Source organism: Paraburkholderia phosphatilytica (assembly GCF_003443895.1).
GTDB classification, from domain to species: Bacteria; Pseudomonadota; Gammaproteobacteria; order Burkholderiales; family Burkholderiaceae; genus Paraburkholderia; species Paraburkholderia phosphatilytica.
On the sequence record NZ_QQOA01000010.1, the window covers coordinates 1 to 16,622 of the forward strand.

17 protein-coding genes are annotated in these 16,622 nt (G+C 65.5%); 12 read left to right on the forward strand and 5 right to left on the reverse strand.

Annotated elements, in window-relative coordinates; genetic code table 11:
- From DVS29_RS12635 to ptsP, 6 genes are all read left to right on the forward strand, one after another.
- Nucleotides 1–1,348: ammonium transporter (locus DVS29_RS12635; protein WP_164707903.1), on the forward strand; the 1,348-nt coding region annotated here is incomplete at its 5' end.
- 352 nt (nt 1,349–1,700) lie between these two features.
- Nucleotides 1,701–2,990 carry a glutamate--cysteine ligase gene (gshA, locus tag DVS29_RS12640; protein ID WP_118180809.1) on the forward strand — a complete coding sequence of 430 codons (1,290 nt, stop codon included), beginning with the start codon at nt 1,701–1,703 and terminating at the stop codon, nt 2,988–2,990.
- Nucleotides 2,991–3,106: 116 nt separating this feature from the next.
- A complete protein-coding gene (gene gshB, locus DVS29_RS12645; protein ID WP_118180810.1) occupies nt 3,107–4,063 on the forward strand; it encodes a glutathione synthase in 957 nt (318 codons plus the stop codon).
- A gap of 320 nt (nt 4,064–4,383) precedes the next feature.
- Complete coding sequence (locus DVS29_RS12650; protein ID WP_118180811.1) at nt 4,384–4,863, forward strand: PTS sugar transporter subunit IIA; 480 nt, start codon at nt 4,384–4,386, stop codon at nt 4,861–4,863.
- Between the two features lie 47 nt (nt 4,864–4,910).
- Nucleotides 4,911–5,180, forward strand: a complete 270-nt coding sequence (locus tag DVS29_RS12655) for an HPr family phosphocarrier protein (protein WP_118180812.1) — start codon at nt 4,911–4,913, stop codon at nt 5,178–5,180.
- Between the two features lie 383 nt (nt 5,181–5,563).
- Nucleotides 5,564–7,315, forward strand: coding sequence for a phosphoenolpyruvate--protein phosphotransferase (gene ptsP, locus DVS29_RS12660; RefSeq protein WP_118180999.1), 1,752 nt, complete (start codon nt 5,564–5,566; stop codon nt 7,313–7,315).
- 93 nt (nt 7,316–7,408) lie between these two features.
- Here the strand turns inward: ptsP and DVS29_RS12665 are convergent, their stop codons facing one another.
- The 3 genes from DVS29_RS12665 to gpmA all read right to left on the reverse strand — a co-directional run bounded on the left by DVS29_RS12665 (nt 7,409) and on the right by gpmA (nt 10,907).
- Nucleotides 7,409–8,164 (reverse strand): HesA/MoeB/ThiF family protein, encoded by a 756-nt coding sequence (locus DVS29_RS12665; RefSeq protein WP_118180813.1) that lies wholly within the window; start codon nt 8,162–8,164, stop codon nt 7,409–7,411.
- A gap of 148 nt (nt 8,165–8,312) precedes the next feature.
- Complete coding sequence (locus DVS29_RS12670) at nt 8,313–9,875, reverse strand: S41 family peptidase (RefSeq protein ID WP_118180814.1); 1,563 nt, start codon at nt 9,873–9,875, stop codon at nt 8,313–8,315.
- Nucleotides 9,876–10,160: 285 nt separating this feature from the next.
- Nucleotides 10,161–10,907: a 2,3-diphosphoglycerate-dependent phosphoglycerate mutase gene (gene gpmA, locus DVS29_RS12675; RefSeq protein ID WP_118180815.1), complete on the reverse strand. Its 747-nt coding sequence runs from the start codon at nt 10,905–10,907 to the stop codon at nt 10,161–10,163.
- A 145-nt stretch (nt 10,908–11,052) separates the two neighbouring features.
- On the opposite strand from gpmA, the gene DVS29_RS12680 reads away from it, so the two are divergent.
- The 4 genes from DVS29_RS12680 to DVS29_RS12695 all read left to right on the forward strand — a co-directional run bounded on the left by DVS29_RS12680 (nt 11,053) and on the right by DVS29_RS12695 (nt 13,364).
- Nucleotides 11,053–11,478: a rhodanese-like domain-containing protein gene (locus DVS29_RS12680; protein ID WP_118180816.1), complete on the forward strand. Its 426-nt coding sequence runs from the start codon at nt 11,053–11,055 to the stop codon at nt 11,476–11,478.
- On the forward strand, nt 11,475–11,738 hold the full coding sequence (grxC, locus tag DVS29_RS12685) for a glutaredoxin 3 (RefSeq protein ID WP_118180817.1): 264 nt from the start codon (nt 11,475–11,477) through the stop codon (nt 11,736–11,738). Before DVS29_RS12680 ends, grxC begins: the two co-directional genes overlap by 4 nt.
- Nucleotides 11,739–11,873: 135 nt before the next feature.
- Nucleotides 11,874–12,344: a protein-export chaperone SecB gene (gene secB, locus DVS29_RS12690; protein ID WP_118180818.1), complete on the forward strand. Its 471-nt coding sequence runs from the start codon at nt 11,874–11,876 to the stop codon at nt 12,342–12,344.
- Between the two features lie 21 nt (nt 12,345–12,365).
- Nucleotides 12,366–13,364, forward strand: coding sequence for an NAD(P)H-dependent glycerol-3-phosphate dehydrogenase (locus tag DVS29_RS12695; RefSeq protein WP_118180819.1), 999 nt, complete (start codon nt 12,366–12,368; stop codon nt 13,362–13,364).
- Between the two features lie 134 nt (nt 13,365–13,498).
- Here the strand turns inward: DVS29_RS12695 and trmL are convergent, their stop codons facing one another.
- Entirely contained in the window at nt 13,499–13,969 is a 471-nt protein-coding gene (gene trmL / locus DVS29_RS12700) for a tRNA (uridine(34)/cytosine(34)/5-carboxymethylaminomethyluridine(34)-2'-O)-methyltransferase TrmL (protein ID WP_118180820.1), read from the reverse strand.
- Nucleotides 13,970–14,002: 33 nt separating this feature from the next.
- On the reverse strand, nt 14,003–14,818 hold the full coding sequence (locus DVS29_RS12705) for a ComF family protein (protein ID WP_118180821.1): 816 nt from the start codon (nt 14,816–14,818) through the stop codon (nt 14,003–14,005).
- A gap of 81 nt (nt 14,819–14,899) precedes the next feature.
- Between DVS29_RS12705 and DVS29_RS12710 the strand changes: the two genes are divergently transcribed.
- Together DVS29_RS12710 and DVS29_RS12715 are read left to right on the forward strand one after the other, a co-directional pair.
- Entirely contained in the window at nt 14,900–15,865 is a 966-nt protein-coding gene (locus DVS29_RS12710; protein WP_118180822.1) for a methyltransferase domain-containing protein, read from the forward strand.
- Between the two features lie 253 nt (nt 15,866–16,118).
- Nucleotides 16,119–16,595 carry a DUF2244 domain-containing protein gene (locus DVS29_RS12715; RefSeq protein WP_118181000.1) on the forward strand — a complete coding sequence of 159 codons (477 nt, stop codon included), beginning with the start codon at nt 16,119–16,121 and terminating at the stop codon, nt 16,593–16,595.
- Nucleotides 16,596–16,622: the final 27 nt, after the last annotated feature.

A 16,622-nucleotide genomic window follows, 5' to 3' on the forward strand; every position in this document is an offset into this window, starting at 1 on the left:
GGCCGCGGCTGCCTCGGCGCCCGCTGCCGACGCCTCGGCGGCACCGGCGGCCAGCGCCCCGGCGGACGCCTCGGCCGCGGCTGCCGCGGCGCCTGCCGCACCGACCGCGCCGTTCTCGGTCGATTCGTCGAAGATCAATTCGGGCGACACCGCCTGGATGCTGACCTCCACCGCGCTCGTGCTGTTCATGACGATTCCGGGCCTCGCGCTGTTCTACGCGGGTATGGTGCGCAAGAAGAACGTGCTCGCAACGGTGATGCAGAGCTTCGCGATCACCTGCGTCGTGACGGCGATCTGGACGATCATCGGCTACAGCCTGGCGTTCACGCCGGGCGGCGCGTTCCTCGGCGGCTTCTCGCGCGTGTTCCTTGCCGGGATGAACTACATCCACGGCGACAAGGCGACGACGCTGACCGTCAGCCACCTTGCGCCGACGATCCCGGAAACGGTCTACTTCGTGTATCAGATGACCTTCGCGATCATCACGCCGGCGCTGATCACGGGCGCGTTCGCGGATCGCATGAAGTTCTCGGCGATGCTGATCTTCATGTCGCTGTGGTCGATCATCGTGTATTCACCGATCGCGCACATGGTCTGGGAACCGACCGGCTGGCTCGCTGCCGCTGGCATCCTCGACTTCGCGGGCGGCACGGTGGTGCACATCAACGCCGGTATCGCGGGTCTCGTCTGCTGTCTGGTGCTCGGCAAGCGCGTCGGCTACGGCAAGGACGTGATGGCGCCGCACAACCTCGTGCTGACGATGATCGGCGGCTCGATGCTGTGGGTGGGCTGGTTCGGCTTCAACGCGGGTTCGGCGGTTGCGGCTGACGGCCGTGCCGGTTTCGCGATGCTGACGACGCAGGTTGCAACGGCCTTCGCCGCGCTCGCATGGATGTTCGCCGAGTGGATCGCGAAAGGTAAGCCGTCGGTGCTCGGCATCGTCTCGGGCGCAGTGGCAGGTCTCGTGGCGATCACGCCCGCATCGGGCTTCGTCGGCGTGACGGGCGCGATCGTGATCGGTATCGCGGCGGGCGTGATCTGCTTCTGGTCGGCCACGTGGCTCAAGGGCAAGATGGGCTACGACGATTCGCTCGACGCGTTCGGCGTGCACTGCGTCGGCGGTATCGTCGGTGCGTTGCTGACGGGCGTGTTCGCGGTCAAGGACATCGGCGGCGCCGATGGCAGCGTGATCCTGCAGGCAAAGGGCGTGCTGACGACGCTGATCTACAGCGGCGTGGTGAGCTTCATCCTGCTGAAGATCATCGACATGACGATCGGTCTGCGCGTGACGGAAGAGGAAGAGCGCGAAGGTCTCGACGTGATCCTGCACGGCGAGCACGTCGAATAATCGAGCGGCAAAGAACTGACGGCGCGCCGCCTGCGCGGCTGGCGCGCCGCGACAATCAAGGTAGCAGCACAGCGAGTTTGGCCCGCCTTTCCGGCGGGCTTTTTTCTTGCCGGTCCGCCTCCATCTACACGGCATGGAGCCCGGTTCCCGCTGCCGCACTTCCTATAATCGAAAGGCCGGACCGCCGCTCGAAGGCGCTCTGGCAGCGCCGCTCCGGCGATACGCAGCGACTATCGGCCCGATAGGAATGCTTGTCGGGGAGGGGCTGGAATCCGCCTTGCGCTTTCCAGGGTTGTCCCCAAATTCAGAGGTCAGTTCCTCTACAATCGCTGCTTTAGTCCGTGAGTGCTCAATGGTTCCGCACCTCGTCACCGCGCTGAATGGTCCGCTGCTCGATCTCGAGCGCCGGATCCTGGACGCCACCCCGTCGATCGAACGCTGGTTCCGCCTCGAATGGCAGGAGCACACGCCGCCGTTCTATTGCTCGGTGGACCTGCGCAACGCGGGCTTCAAGCTCGCGCCGGTCGACACGAACCTGTTCCCGGGCGCCTTCAACAATCTGCCGCAGGAAGTGCTGCCGCTCGCGGTGCAGGCGGCGATGGCGTCGATCGAGAAAATCTGCCCGGACGCGAAGAATCTGCTGGTGATTCCGGAGCGTCACACGCGCAACGCGTTTTATCTGGAGAATGTCGCGCGGCTGGCCACGATCATGCGTCAGGCGGGCCTGCACGTGCGTTTCGGTACGCTCGACGAGGACATACACGGGCCCACCACGATCGCCCTTTCGGACGGCCAGAAGATCGTGCTCGAGCCGCTCGAACGCTCGGCGCGCCGGCTCGGGCTGAAGAATTTCGATCCGTGTTCGATCCTGCTGAACAACGATCTGTCGGGCGGCATTCCACCGGTGCTCGAGAATCTGCACGAGCAGTACGTGCTGCCGCCGCTGCATGCCGGTTGGGCCGTGCGCCGCAAGTCGACTCACTTCTCGTGCTACGACGACGTCGCGAAGAAATTCGCGAAGCTGGTCGACATCGATCCGTGGATGGTGAATCCGTACTTCGCGCATGTGGAGGGTGTGGACTTCCAGGCGCGCACCGGCGAAGAGAAGCTCGCGGAAGCGATCGACGGCGTGCTGAAGAAGATCGCGAAGAAGTACCGCGAATACGGTATCTCCGAGCGGCCGTACGTCGTGATCAAGTCGGATGCGGGCACGTATGGGATGGGCGTGATGACGCTGCACGACGCGTCGGAAGTCGCGGCGCTCACCACGCGCGAGCGCGCGCGGATGGCCGCCACGAAAGACGGTCTCGAAGTGCATGACGTGATCGTGCAGGAAGGCGTGTACACGTTCGAACGGATTGGCGAGGAAGTGGCGGAACCGGTCGTCTACATGATCGACCGCTACGTGGTGGGCGGCTTCTATCGCGTGCACGGCAGCCGCGAGCGCGACCAGAACCTGAACGCGCCGGGCATGCATTTCGTGCCGCTCGGCTTCGAACACACGGCGTTGCCGGACGCGCACGCGAAGCCGGGGGCGGCGCCGCCGAACCGCTTCTACATGTATGGAGTGGTTGCGCGGCTCGGGCTGCTGGCGGCATCGGTGGAACTGGAAAAGACTGATCCGGAAGCGATCCAGGTTTAGGCCCGGGCTCGCGCCGATGCATCCACACACGCAGGCGGAATAGCCAGCGAACGGACAGCGGCCGGCATTCCGGCCGAGGACAGGAACAGCGCCCGCGAGGACGCTTCGGGAGTTTCATGGACATTCTCTTTATCGCCGATCCGCTCGACCAGTTCCGGATCTACAAGGACACGACCTACGCGATGATGGCGGAGGCCGCGCGCCGCGGGCACACGCTTTACGCGTGCGAGCCGCACCACCTCGCGTGGACGGGCGGCGCGGTCGAAGCGCATGCGCGGCGCTTCCAGATCGTCGGCGACCAGCAGGACGGGCACCGCGACGTCTGGTACGCGGCCGAAGCCGCGAGCACGCGATCGCTCGCGAGCTTCGGCGCGGTGCTGATGCGCAAGGACCCGCCGTTCGATATGGAGTACGTGACGTCCACGTGGCTGCTCGAGATCGCCGAACGCGGCGGCGCGCGCATCTTCAACAAGCCGCAGGCGATTCGCGATCACTCGGAGAAGCTCGCGATCGGCGAGTTTCCGCAGTTCGTGTCGCCAACACTTGTTACGCGCGATCCGGCGCGGCTGCGCGCGTTCCAGGCCGAGCACGGCGACGTGATCCTGAAGCCGCTCGACGGGATGGGCGGCATGGGCGTGTTCCGCGTGAAGGCCGATGGCATGAACCTCGGCTCGATCGTCGAGATGCTGAGCCACAACGGCGCGCGCACGGTGATGGCGCAGAAGTTCATCCCCGAGATCAAGGATGGCGACAAGCGCATTCTGCTGATCGGCGGCGAGCCGGTGCCGTATTCGCTCGCACGCATTCCGCAGGGCAACGAGGTGCGCGGCAATCTGGCGGCGGGCGGCCTTGGCCGTGCGCAGCCGCTCACGCTGCGCGATCGCGAGATCGCGGAAACGCTCGCGCCGGTGCTGGCCGCGCGCGGCCTGCTGCTGGTCGGGCTCGATGCAATCGGCGACTGGCTCACTGAAGTCAACGTCACGAGCCCTACGTGTTTCCGCGAGATCATGGATCAGACGGGCTTCGATGTCGCCGCGATGTTCGTCGACGCGCTGGAGCGCGCCGTCGGTTGAAATGCTCGAACGCGCGCTGCATATCGCAGTGCGCTGCCGCACACGACTGTTGCGGCGAGCCGGTGCGCGCGTGCGGACATCAGCACGCACGGTCGGGAAGCGCGAAAATGACCCTGATACAATGCCCGTTTTCCGGTATCGACCGCGCTTCCGGCGCCGGCCGCATCCGGCGCGGACAGGGTTCCGGACGCACGCCGCTGGGCTCCACAGGCCGGGCAGGTCCATCAAACACGCGTGCGTTCCGGCCCTCGTGACTTCCGGCCAGACCTCATCCCGGCTGTTCGCCGCGCGCTGAGGCCGTTTTTCGCAGCAAGGCTGACATGGCAGGCATTCTGATCATCGCTCATACCCCGTTCGCTACCGCGCTACGGGATTGTCTCGCTCACATCTACGGCGGTTTGCCCGCGCGCATCGGTTGCATCGACGTGACGCCGAACTGCGACCCCGTGCAGGTCGTGGCGCAGGCGCATGCCGAAATCGACCGGCTTCAGGAAGAGAACGGCGCGCTCGTGCTGACCGACATGTTCGGCGCGACGCCGGCCAACATCGCCGCGCGGCTCGCGTCGCCGCAGGTGCGCGTGCTGGCGGGCGTCAACCTGCCGATGCTGGTGCGCGCCGTCTGCTACCGCGCGACGCCGCTCGATACGCTCGTCGACAAGGCGCTCGCCGGCGCGACGAAGGGCATCCACGAGGTCGGCACCGCGGCCAATGCGTCGGAGTGCGCGACGCTCGGCAACTGCGTGACGGCCATGCCGCCCGATAAATGTTTCGAAGAAAAAGCCAAACCCGTCGGTTCGTGACGACCGGCATCCTCTGTTGACCTACCCATCCGCGCCTGGAAGACCTCATGCTGCAACAGGAAACGACGATCGTGAACAAACTCGGCCTGCACGCACGTGCTTCGGCCAAACTGACGCAACTCGCGGGCAACTTTCAGTCCGAAATCTGGATGAGCCGCAATGGCCGGCGCATCAACGCGAAGAGCATCATGGGCGTGATGATGCTGGCGGCCGGCATCGGCAGCACGGTGGTGATCGAAACCGAAGGCAACGATGAGAAGGAAGCGATGGACGCGCTGCTCAAGCTGATCGCCGACAAGTTCGGCGAAGGTCAGTAAGCGCTGCTTCAACGCTTCAGCGCTCCAGCGCTTCACGTTTGCGTCGAAAAGCCGCGGTTCGCCGCGGCTTTTTTTGTTCGTCGACAATTGGCACACGCGCGAAATAACGCAAACGCGCTGCGACGAACATGTGCGTGACGCATGACCGTGGCAAGCTTCGCGCGGGCGATGAAGCGCATGGCTGACAGATGCGCGGAATTTTCCAGCAAGTTGTCAGAAACGTCGAAACACATCGAAAGCAACGGGTCGTTCCGCACGCGATGAGAGCGCGTGCGATGTTGCGGCGCACACGCCTCGCGGTGACGCGGAATTTATAATGGTCCGCGAGGTCTGAGAGCATTGCAGCGGTCTGCCGCGGCATCACACAACTAGAGGAGGTGCGCGTGTCGTTCACGCTGCATGGAATTCCCGTATCACGCGGTATCGCCATCGGACGGGCTTATCTGATTGCCCCGGCTGCGCTCGACGTCGACCATTATCTGGTCGAACCCACGCAGATCGAATCCGAGGTCGAGCGTTTTCGTGTCGCGCAGGGCGTCGTTCATCAGGAGCTCGATACATTGCGCGCGGATCTCGCGGCGGATGCGCCGAGCGAGATGGGCGCGTTCATCAACGTCCACACGATGATCCTGAACGACCAGATGCTCGTGCAGGAAACCATCGATCTGATCCGCACTCGCCGCTATAACGTCGAGTGGGCGCTCACCGAGCAGCTCGAGCGGCTGTCGCGCCATTTCGACGACATCGAAGACGAATACCTGCGCGAGCGCAAGGCCGACATCCAGCAGGTGGTCGAGCGCGTGCTGAAGGCGCTCGCGGGCGCGAACGGCAGCGTGCTGCCCAATGGCCAGCACGGCTCGTGCAGCGAGATGATCGTCGTCGCGCACGACATCGCGCCGGCCGACATGATGCAGTTCAAGGGGCAGACGTTCCAGGGTTTCGTCACGGATCTGGGCGGCCGTACTTCGCATACCGCGATCGTCGCGCGCAGCCTCGGCATTCCGGCGGCGGTCGGCGTGCAGCAGGCTAGCGCGCTGATCCGCCAGGACGATCTGATCATCGTCGATGGCGACAGCGGCATCGTGATCGTCGATCCCGCGCCGATCGTGCTCGAAGAGTACTCGTACCGGCAAAGCGAGAAGGCGCTCGAGCAGCGCAAGCTGCAGCGGCTCAAGTTCTCGCCGACGCAGACGCTCGACGGCACGCGCATCGAACTGTGCGCGAACATCGAACTGCCCGACGACGCGCAGCAGGCGCTCGAAGCGGGCGCAACGGGTATCGGGCTCTTCCGCACCGAGTTCCTGTTCATGAATCACAAGCACCACCTGCCGGAAGAAGAGGAGCAGTTCGTCGCGTACAAGCGCGCCGTGGAGCTGATGAACGGCATGCCGGTGACGATCCGCACGATCGACGTCGGCGCGGACAAGCCGCTCGACGCGCTCTCGGGCGGCGACGGTTACGAGACGGCGCCGAACCCGGCGCTGGGGCTGCGCGCGATCCGCTGGAGCCTGTCCGAGCCGCAGATGTTCCTCACGCAGCTGCGCGCGATCCTGCGCGCGTCCGCGTTCGGCTCGCTCAAGATCCTGGTGCCGATGCTCGCGCATGCGCAGGAGATCGACCAGACGCTCGACCTGATCCGCGAAGCGAAGCGTCAGCTCGACGACGCGGGGCTCTCGTACGATCCGAACGTGCGCGTCGGCGCGATGATCGAGATTCCGGCCGCGGCGATCGCGTTGCCGTTGTTTCTCAAGCGGCTCGATTTTCTGTCGATCGGCACCAACGACCTGATCCAGTACACGCTCGCGATCGACCGCGCGGACAACTCCGTCGCGCATCTGTACGACCCGCTGCATCCCGCGGTGCTGCATCTGATCGCGTTCACGCTGCGTGAAGCGAAGCGCGCGAACGTGCCGGTGTCGGTCTGCGGCGAGATGGCGGGCGACCCGGCGTTGACGCGCCTGCTGCTCGGCATGGGGCTCACCGAGTTCTCGATGCATCCGAGCCAGTTGCTGGTGGTGAAGCAGGAGATCCTGCGCTCGAATCTGAAGACACTCGAAAAGCCCACCGCCGAGGTGCTGGCGGCGTGCGAGCCGGACGAGATTCAGGCTGCGCTCAAGCGCGTGACTGGGGTGTGAGGTCGCGCGGCATCACGGCGAATTAAAACACCGCGTTAAAAGCACCGCACGGAAGGCACGCGCGTCGCTGGGTTGGCGACGCGCGTTGCCGCTTCAGCGATGCGTGCCGCCGCACACGGCGCAATCGGCCTGGCGGCCGATGCGCATCGTCGTCCATTCCATCCTCAGCGAGTCGAGCATCATCAGCCGGCCGACGAGCGTGTCGCCGATGCCGCCGATCACGCGCAACGCTTCCGCCGCCTGCATCGCGCCGATGATGCCCACCGTCGGCGCGAACACGCCCATCGTCGAACACGCCACTTCTTCGAACGGCTGATCTTCCGGGAACACGCACGCATAGCACGGCGATGCTTCGTCGCGGAAATCGAAGGTGCTGATCTGGCCGTCGAAGCGCAGTGCCGCGCCGGACACGAGCGGCACGCCGTGCTTCACGCACGCACGATTGATCGCGTGGCGCGTCGCGAAGTTGTCCGTACAGTCGAGCACGACCGTTGCGCGCGGAACGTGCCCGTCGAGCCATGCGTCGTCCGCGCGCGCGCTCACCGTGTTCACGCGCACGTCCGGATTCAGCTGGGCGATCGCATCGCGTCCCGACTCCACCTTCGCGCGGCCAACCGAAGCTGTGACATGCAGGATCTGCCGCTGCAGGTTCGTGAGATCGACGTTGTCCGCATCGACGAGCGTGAGCTGCCCGACGCCCGCGGCCGCGAGATACATCGCCGCCGGCGAACCGAGTCCGCCTGCGCCGATGACGATTGCATGCGCGTCGAGAAAGCGTTGCTGCGCCTCGATGCCGATCTCGTCGACGAGGATATGGCGGGAATAGCGGAGGAGCTGGTCGTCGTTCATGGCTTGCGCGGGTGTGAGAGCCTGGGGTCGCGCAACGGGCTGGGTGGCCAAGGAAGTGCGCAGTGTCGTGATTATTCTAATCGCGCGGGAGGGAAGACATCGCGGCCCGGCGTGGCGCCGGACCGCGATGGATGCTGCGAGCGTGCTGTCAGTTCGCCGGAGCCGAAGCCGGAGCCGGCGCGCTCGCGCCCGGCGTGACCGGATTGGACGGCTTCACCGCGACCGGTGCCGAAGCCGACTGAGGTGGCTTGTTCTGCGCGAGACGGCGTTCGAGCATCGACTTCGACTCCTGCACCGGCTTGCCTTCGAGCTTGTTCAGCGCCTGGCTCAGCATGAAGTCGTCAGCCGAACCGAACTCGACCGGCTTGCGGTCGCGATCCTTCTGACGCTGTTCCGGCGTCTTCTTGTCGTTCTCTTCCTCGAGCTGGCGCAGCTGGTCGAGACGGTCCTGCTCGCGCTGTTCCAGTTCCTTCTTCTCATTCGGATCCTGCGTGTTCGCGAGGTGGTTCGAATAGTCGACTTCGCGCGTGACGAGCGCGTCGTCCGGATCGCCGTCGGCGAACTGGTCGACCGGAATGTCAGGACGGATGCCGATGTTCTGGATCGAGCGGCCGCTCGGCGTGTAGTAGTACGCCGTGGTCAGACGCAGCGCCGTGTCCGACGTCAGCGGACGCACCGTCTGCACCGAGCCCTTGCCGAACGTGGTCTTGCCGACGATCAGCGCGCGGTGCTGGTCCTGCAGCGCACCGGCCACGATTTCCGAAGCCGACGCGGAGTACGCGTTCGTCAGCACGATCATCGGCACGGTCTTGAAGATGGGCGCCTCGTTCTTCAGCGGATCGCCGTCGAACGAAGGCAGACGGTAGTTCTCGAAGGTGTCGCGATAGACCTGCTTCGAGTCCGGAATCTGGCCGTTGGTGGACACCACGACCGAATCCGGCGGCAGGAACGCGCCCGCCACGCCGACCGCGCTCTGCAGCAGGCCGCCGCCGTTGTTGCGCAGGTCGAGGATGAAGCCCTTCAGGTTCGGCTGCTGGCGCGCGATGTCCTGCAGCTTGTCCGCGAGATCAGGCGTGGTGCGTTCCTGGAAGCTCGTAATGCGGATGTAGGCGTAGCCCGGCGCGAGGATCTTCATCTTCACGCTCTGGACCTTGATGATCGCGCGCGTGACGGTGAGCGGGAACGTGCGGTCGTCGGTCTTGCGGTAGATGGTGAGCGTGACCTTCGTGCCCGGGTCGCCGCGCATCTGCTTGACGGCTTGATCCAGCGTCATGCCGCGCACGGGCTTGTCGTTGATGCGCGTGATCAGGTCGCCCGGACGGATGCCGGCGCGGAACGCGGGCGTGTCTTCGATCGGCGAGATGACCTTGATGAGACCGTCTTCCGACGAGATCTCGATACCGAGGCCCGCGAAGCGGCCCTTGGTCTGCTCCTGCAGTTCTTCGTAGTCCGTCTTGTCGAGATACGACGAGTGCGGATCGAGGCTCGACACCATGCCCTTGATCGCGGCCGTGAGCAGCTTCTTGTCGTCGACGGGTTCGACGTACTCGTGCTTGATCTGTCCGAACACTTCAGCGAAAAGCCGCAACTGGTCGAGCGGCAAAGGCGACGACGCCGCCTGCTGAGCAGACGCGGACAACTGCAGGGTTGCAAATACGCCAGTGGCGAGGCCTGCGGCGATGAGGCCGATATTTTTCAGGTTCTTTCGCATAGAGTTGGGGAGCGTTCGGTAGCGCGTGGGTGCGTCTGGGTGGAAAGCGACGGACAAGTATAACTGCACACCCGTACGCCCTGTGCGGAAGCACAGACAATCGCGTTTCGACAGCGCACATCGGAACAGGTTCGTCGCTGGGCCGGTATCGACCAGCATGAGACGCGGGACCTGACGCGATCGTGACGTCAGGCTGGCCTGGAAGACAGTTTGAAACCAGGGCCTGCGGGCCGCGGCGTGGCCGCGTCCCGCATAGTGGGCAACTGCAGGCGCCGGGTGCCGGCGTCAGGCCTTCTTGCCCTGGTTCGCGACGGCGGCCTGCGCGGCGGCGATCGCTTCCGCGTCGCCCAGGTAGTAGTGCTGGATCGGCTTCAGGTTCTCGTCGAGCTCATAGACGAGCGGCACGCCGTTCGGGATGTTCAGCCCGACGATGTCCGCGTCCGAAATGCCGTCGAGGTACTTCACGAGCGCGCGGATCGAGTTGCCGTGCGCGGCGATCAGCACCTTCCTGCCGGACTTGATGGCGGGCGCGATCGATTCGTTCCAGATGGGCAGCACGCGCGCGACGGTGTCCTTCAGGCACTCGGTGAGCGGCAGCTGCTCGCGCGGCACCTTCGCGTAGCGCGGGTCGTTGTACGCGGTGCGCTCGTCCGACGGATCCAGCGCCGGCGGCGGCGTGTCGTAGCTGCGGCGCCAGACCAGCACCTGCTCGTCGCCGTACTTCGCGGCGGTTTCGGCCTTGTTGAGGCCCGACAGCGCGCCGTAATGACGCTCGTTCAGGCGCCACGAATGCACGACCGGCAGGTACATCAGGTCCATTTCGTCCTGCACGTGCCAGAGCGTGCGGACCGCGCGCTTCAGCACCGACGTGTACGCGATGTCGAACGTGTAGCCCGAATCCTTCAGGAGCACGCCGGCCTGGCGCGCTTCGCGGTTGCCCTGTTCGGTGAGGTCGACGTCGACCCAGCCGGTGAAGCGGTTTTCCTTGTTCCACGTCGATTCGCCGTGGCGGATGAGAACGAGTTTGTACATGGGAGTACCGGTCGGTAGTGAGGAAGCGGTGCGTGCGCAGGCTCGCCGCAATGGGGAGCCATACTCGCGTCGGACGGTTATTTTATAATGCCCGGATTGTGCGACCCGGTTTTCCTCTTCTTCTATCTCTTTCGACGGATCCTGCGTGAAGTTCTTCACCGATTACATCAACCTTGTACTCATTGCTGTCGTCCTCATCTCTGGGGGGATGCTGCTGTGGCCGACCATCCTGCGGCGCGGACGCAGCGGCATTTCCGCGGCGGAAGCCACGCAGCTGATCAACCGGCGCAACGCGGTCGTGATCGACCTGCGCTCGGCGGCGGAATTCGCGAACGGGCATCTCCCTTCGGCGCGGCAGGTCGAATTCGCCGAGCTGCAGGCGAAGGTCGGCTCGCTCGCGAAGAACAAGAGCAATCCGGTCGTGCTGGTCTGCCAGACCGGCCAGCAGTCGCATAAGGCAGTGCGCGTCGTGCAGGACGCGGGCTACGCGGAAGTCCATGTTCTCGACGGCGGCCTGAACGCCTGGGAGAAGGCCGGCATGCCGGTCGTCAAGCAAGGAGCGGCAAAGTGAAGAAAGTCGTGATGTACAGCACGCAGGTGTGCCCGTATTGCCAGATGGCCGAACGTCTTTTAAAGTCGCGCGGCGTCGATCAGATCGAGAAGATCCTGATCGACCGGGAACCGGCCCGGCGCGAGGAAATGATGTCCCGCACCGGCCGGCGTACCGTGCCGCAGGTGTACATCGGCGAGACGCACGTCGGTGGCTATGATGATCTGTCCGCGCTCGACCGCGCAGGCGGTCTGATGCCGCTGCTCGAAGCGGCCGCCTGATTTCGCCAGGTCGGCGCCTCGCGCGTTCACAGCCGCGGCCTGGTTCGCCGGCCGCGCTGCGAAAGCGCTCATCAAGAGGTGGTCTCGCGCGTTCGCGCCCGTTGCCACGCAATCCATTCAGGGAAGCAACAGATCATGTCCGACGACAACAACCAGCCGTTTTTCAACATCCAGCGCATCTATCTGAAGGACATGTCGCTCGAGCAGCCGAATTCGCCGGCCATCTTCCTCGAGCAGGACATGCCGTCCGTCGAGGTGGAAGTCGACGTCAAGGCTGAGCGTCTCGCCGAAAGCGTGTTCGAAGTGCTCGTCACGGGCACGGTCACCGCCAAGGTGAAGGACAAGGTCGCGTTCCTGATCGAAGCCAAGCAGGCCGGCATCTTCGATATCCGCAACATCCCGGTCGAGCAGGTCGACCCGCTCGTCGGCATCGCGTGCCCGACGATCCTGTTCCCGTACCTGCGCTCGAACATCGCGGACGCGATCACCCGCGCCGGCTTCCCGCCGATCCACCTCGCGGAAATCAACTTCCAGGCGCTCTACGAGCAGCGCGTTGCGCAGCTGGCCGCCCAGGAAGGCCAGCCGCAAAGCAACGCGACGCATTAAGCGCTCGCCACGGTGCCGGCTATGAAGGTTGCCGTTCTCGGCGCCGGTGCATGGGGCACCGCACTCGCGGGCCATCTGGCCGCGCGGCACGACACGGTCCTCTGGGCGCGCGACGGCGCGCTCGTTTCCACCCTTGCCACGTCCCGCGAGAACGCCCGCTATCTGGCGGGCGTCTCGCTGCCGTCCGCGCTTCGCTACGAGGCGCGGCTGGAGGCGGCGCTCGCCCATGCAAACACCGACGACGCGCTGTGCGTAGTCGCGGCGCCTGTTGCCGGGCTGCGCGACATGCTGCGCACGATGCGCGACATGCAGGCGGTGCCCGCGCATTTCGTGTGGCTGTGCAAAGGCTTCGAGGCGGAGTCGCAACTGCTGCCGCATCAGGTCGTCGCGGCTGAGTTGCCGGATCACGCGAGCAATGGCGTGCTGTCCGGCCCCAGTTTCGCGCGCGAAGTGGCGCAGGGGCTGCCGGTGGCGCTGACGGTCGCGAGTGCTTCGGTGGCGTGCCGCGATCGCACGCTCGCCGCGTTCCATCATGGTGCGATGCGGATCTACACGGGCGACGACGTGGTCGGCGTCGAGGTGGGCGGCGCGGTGAAGAACGTGCTGGCCATCGCGACGGGCATTGCCGATGGGCTCGGCCTCGGGCTCAACGCGCGCGCCGCGCTGATCACGCGCGGGCTCGCCGAGATGGCGCGGCTCGGCGTGACGCTCGGCGGCCGCACGGAGACGTTCACGGGGCTCACGGGCCTCGGCGACCTGATCCTCACCGCAACCGGCGACCTGTCGCGCAACCGCACGGTTGGCGTGCAGCTCGCGTCGGGCCGTACGCTCGACGACATCCTCGGCGCACTGGGGCATGTCGCGGAGGGCGTGCGTTGCGCGCAGTCCGTGCTGGCGCTGGCCCGCGCGCATTCGCTTGAGATGCCGATCACGCAGGCCGTCTGCGCGGTGCTGTTCGACGGCGTCGCGCCACGCGATGCGGTCAGCGCGTTGCTGCGCCGCGACGCGAAGGCGGAATAGCCCGACCTCCGACGGAGCGCTGGGTTTCCGTCGATCGGTTGCTGCGTCTACGGTTTTCCCTTTTTCGATAGATGAAGCGACGCCGTGCGGATCGCGCTGAGCGCGCCGCGCCGCGCGGCCGTTGCCGTTCGTCGCTACGCTCCGCCTTCGAAGCCGGCTTGTCGCCATGCCTCGAACACCACCACCGCCACCGTGTTCGACAGGTTCAGGCTGCGGTTGCCGGGTCGCATCGGCAGGCGCACGCGCTGTTCCACCGCGAAACGCTCCAGCAGCGCGGCGGACAGGCCGCGTGTCTCGGCGCCGAACACGAACCAGTCGCCGGGCCGGAAGGACTTCGAATGGAACGGGCTCGAGCCGCGCGTGGTGAACGCGAACATACGCGCCGGGTCCGGGCGTTCGCTGTCGATCAGCGCGTCCCAGTCGCGATGCACGCGCATTTCCGCGTACTCGTGATAGTCGAGGCCCGCGCGGCGCATTTTCGCGTCGTCGAGCGGAAAGCCGAGCGGCTCGATCAGATGCAGCCGTGCGCCGGTGTTCGCACACAGGCGGATGACGTTGCCGGTATTCGGCGGGATTTCCGGTTCGACCAGTACGACGTTGAACATGACTTCGATCGCTTGGGAAGCTCGTTTAGACAGCTAGTTTTTCGGAGTACGCAGCGCGACGAAGTTCGTCACGCGCCGCGCGCCGGCGTGTTTAAGCGCGATGGCGACGGCTTCGAGCGTGGCGCCCGTCGTCATCACGTCGTCGACGATACCGACGTGCAGGTCTTGCACCGAAGCCGCCACCTGAAATGCGCTCGCAACGTTCTGACGCCGCGCGTCGAGATCGAGCCTCGACTGCGGCGCCGTATCGACCACGCGGCGCAACAGCGTCGCGCTGCCACGAACGCGCAGTGCGCTGGCGAGCGGCTTTGCGATCTGCCACGCCTGGTTGTGGCCGCGCTCGATCAACCGTTGCCACGCCAACGGCACGGGCGCGATCAGGTCCGGCAACGCGCTCGCGCCGGGTTCGTCGGCGGCTTCCCGTGCGCGGTGCGCGAGACATCGACCGAACCCGGTTGCCAGCATCAGGCGCGCGCGAAACTTCAGACCGAGCGCGAGGCGATCGAGCGGCGGACGATAGTCGGCGAGCGCGAACGTGGCGTCGAACGGCGGCGGTGCGGCAACGCAGTCGGCGCAACGACGTTCAGCATCGCGCATGCCGTGGCTCGCTCCCGCGTGTTGACGTCGATTTCGCGCGAGCGGCACGGCGCACACGTTGCAGCGCAAGCGAGGCTCGTTCCAGTACGCGTCGTCGCAACCGGCACACACCGGTTGCTGCGACATATTGCCGCACAGCGCGCACACATTCGGCAGCACGACCTGCAGCGCGCGGTCGAGTGACGACGAAATGCGTTTCGCGAACCTCGCGATGCCCGCATCCTGTCGGAGTCGAAAATCGGCGTAGCGCATGCGTCGCGACCCGCGAAGGCCCTCGCTCTGAATGCTTCGGAGCGAGCGAGTATACTTCGCACACTTCGCCCGTAGACCGCCATGTCCCCTGTATCCGCCAAATCTGGCCGTCCGGCCTATGACGCCCGGCGCCTGCGGCGCATTTTCGACCGTCGCGCAGCGGCCTTCGAAGACGTCGCCTTCCTGCCGCGCGAAATCGCGCTTCGCATGAACGAGCGCCTCGACTACATCAAGATTTCACCGGCCAGCGTGCTGGATGCCGGCTGCGGCGCCGGCGACGACATCCCCGCGCTGCGCACCCGCTTTCCCGAAGCGCCCGTGTTCGGCGCGGATCTCTCGCATGCGATGCTGACGCGCGCGCTGCGCCACGACACGGACGACACCGGCTGGCGCCGATTCCTGCCGGCGTCGATCGGCAAGGCGCTCGGCAACCGCGGTCCGCGTTTCGCGCAGGCCGACTTTTCCGCGCTGCCGTTCGCGCATGGCGCGTTCGAACTCATCTGGTCCAATCTCGCGCTGCACTGGCATGCGCGCCCCGACCTCGTATTCCCGGAGTGGCAGCGCGTGCTGAAGGTGAACGGTCTGCTGATGTTCAGCACGCTCGGCCCCGATACGCTGAAGGAGTTGCGCGGCGCCTGGGCAGAGATCGACGCCGCGCATGGTCTCGGGTCGCGCGCACATGTGATCGACTTCGTCGACATGCACGATCTCGGCGACATGCTGGTCGAGAGCGGCTTCGAGATTCCCGTGATGGACCAGGAAGTGATCACGATCACCTACAAGTCGCCGGAATCGCTGCTGGCGGACGTGCGCCGCTGGGGCGCCTATCCGTTCGAGCGCGAAGCGGCTGCGGCGCGTGTGTCGCGCAGGCTGCACAAGGCCTTGCTGGCCGCGCTGGAAGCCCGCAGACGGCCGGACGGCACGCTCGCGCTGACCTTCGAGGTGATCTACGGACACGCGTGGAAGGCCGTGCCGCGCACCACTGCCGAGGGGCACGGAATCGTGCGGATCGAGGACATCGGACGGGGTCGGGCAAGGAATCGGTAAGCGGGTAAAGGGGCCATCCGTTATGTCAGAAATTACCGGTCCAGAAGGCGGGCAAAAGGTGCGTCAAAAGGGCGCAGAGGCTTGTCGCGCCTGGCTTTTCGGCCGATAGCCGTTTGCTTGTGGATGCCATTGAACGCGCCTATAATGCGTCAGTTTGTCGCCCGGGGTCCCCATATTTGGGGTGGCAGGCCCGAGTGTTGAACGACGAGCACGAGATGTGATTCCATCGGTCGTGTCGGCGGAGGAGGCAGCGATGCATGCAACCGGTCTGCTGGCGGAGCAGGAGCCCGTCCTCAAGGACTGGCTCATGAAGCGCAACTGCTCCGTGTCGCCCCGACAGTTCGTCTACTTCTACATCTCGCTTGCGCTGTTCTCGCTGTTGATTGCATTCCTGCTGTTGCTGAACGGCGCCTGGCTTGTGCTGCCGTTCACCGGTATCGAGTTGCTGTCTGTCGGCGTCGCGTTCGTGCTGTACGCACGTCATGCGGTCGACTACGAACGTATCAGGCTGTTTCCAAACCGGCTCGTGATCGAGCAGGTGAGTGCCGAACAGTTGACGCAGTTCGAGTTCAACCCGCGCTGGGTGCGGGTCGAAGCGGGAGCCACGCCGCGTGACCGGATCACACTGGTTTCGCGCGGTCAGACGATCATGATCGGGCAACACCTCGCGCAGTACCGGCGCGCACAGTTCGCCGGCGAGTTGCGCGCATGGCTCACGCGTTGCGGTTAGACGCGCCAGGTCGCGGCCGGTTCAGGG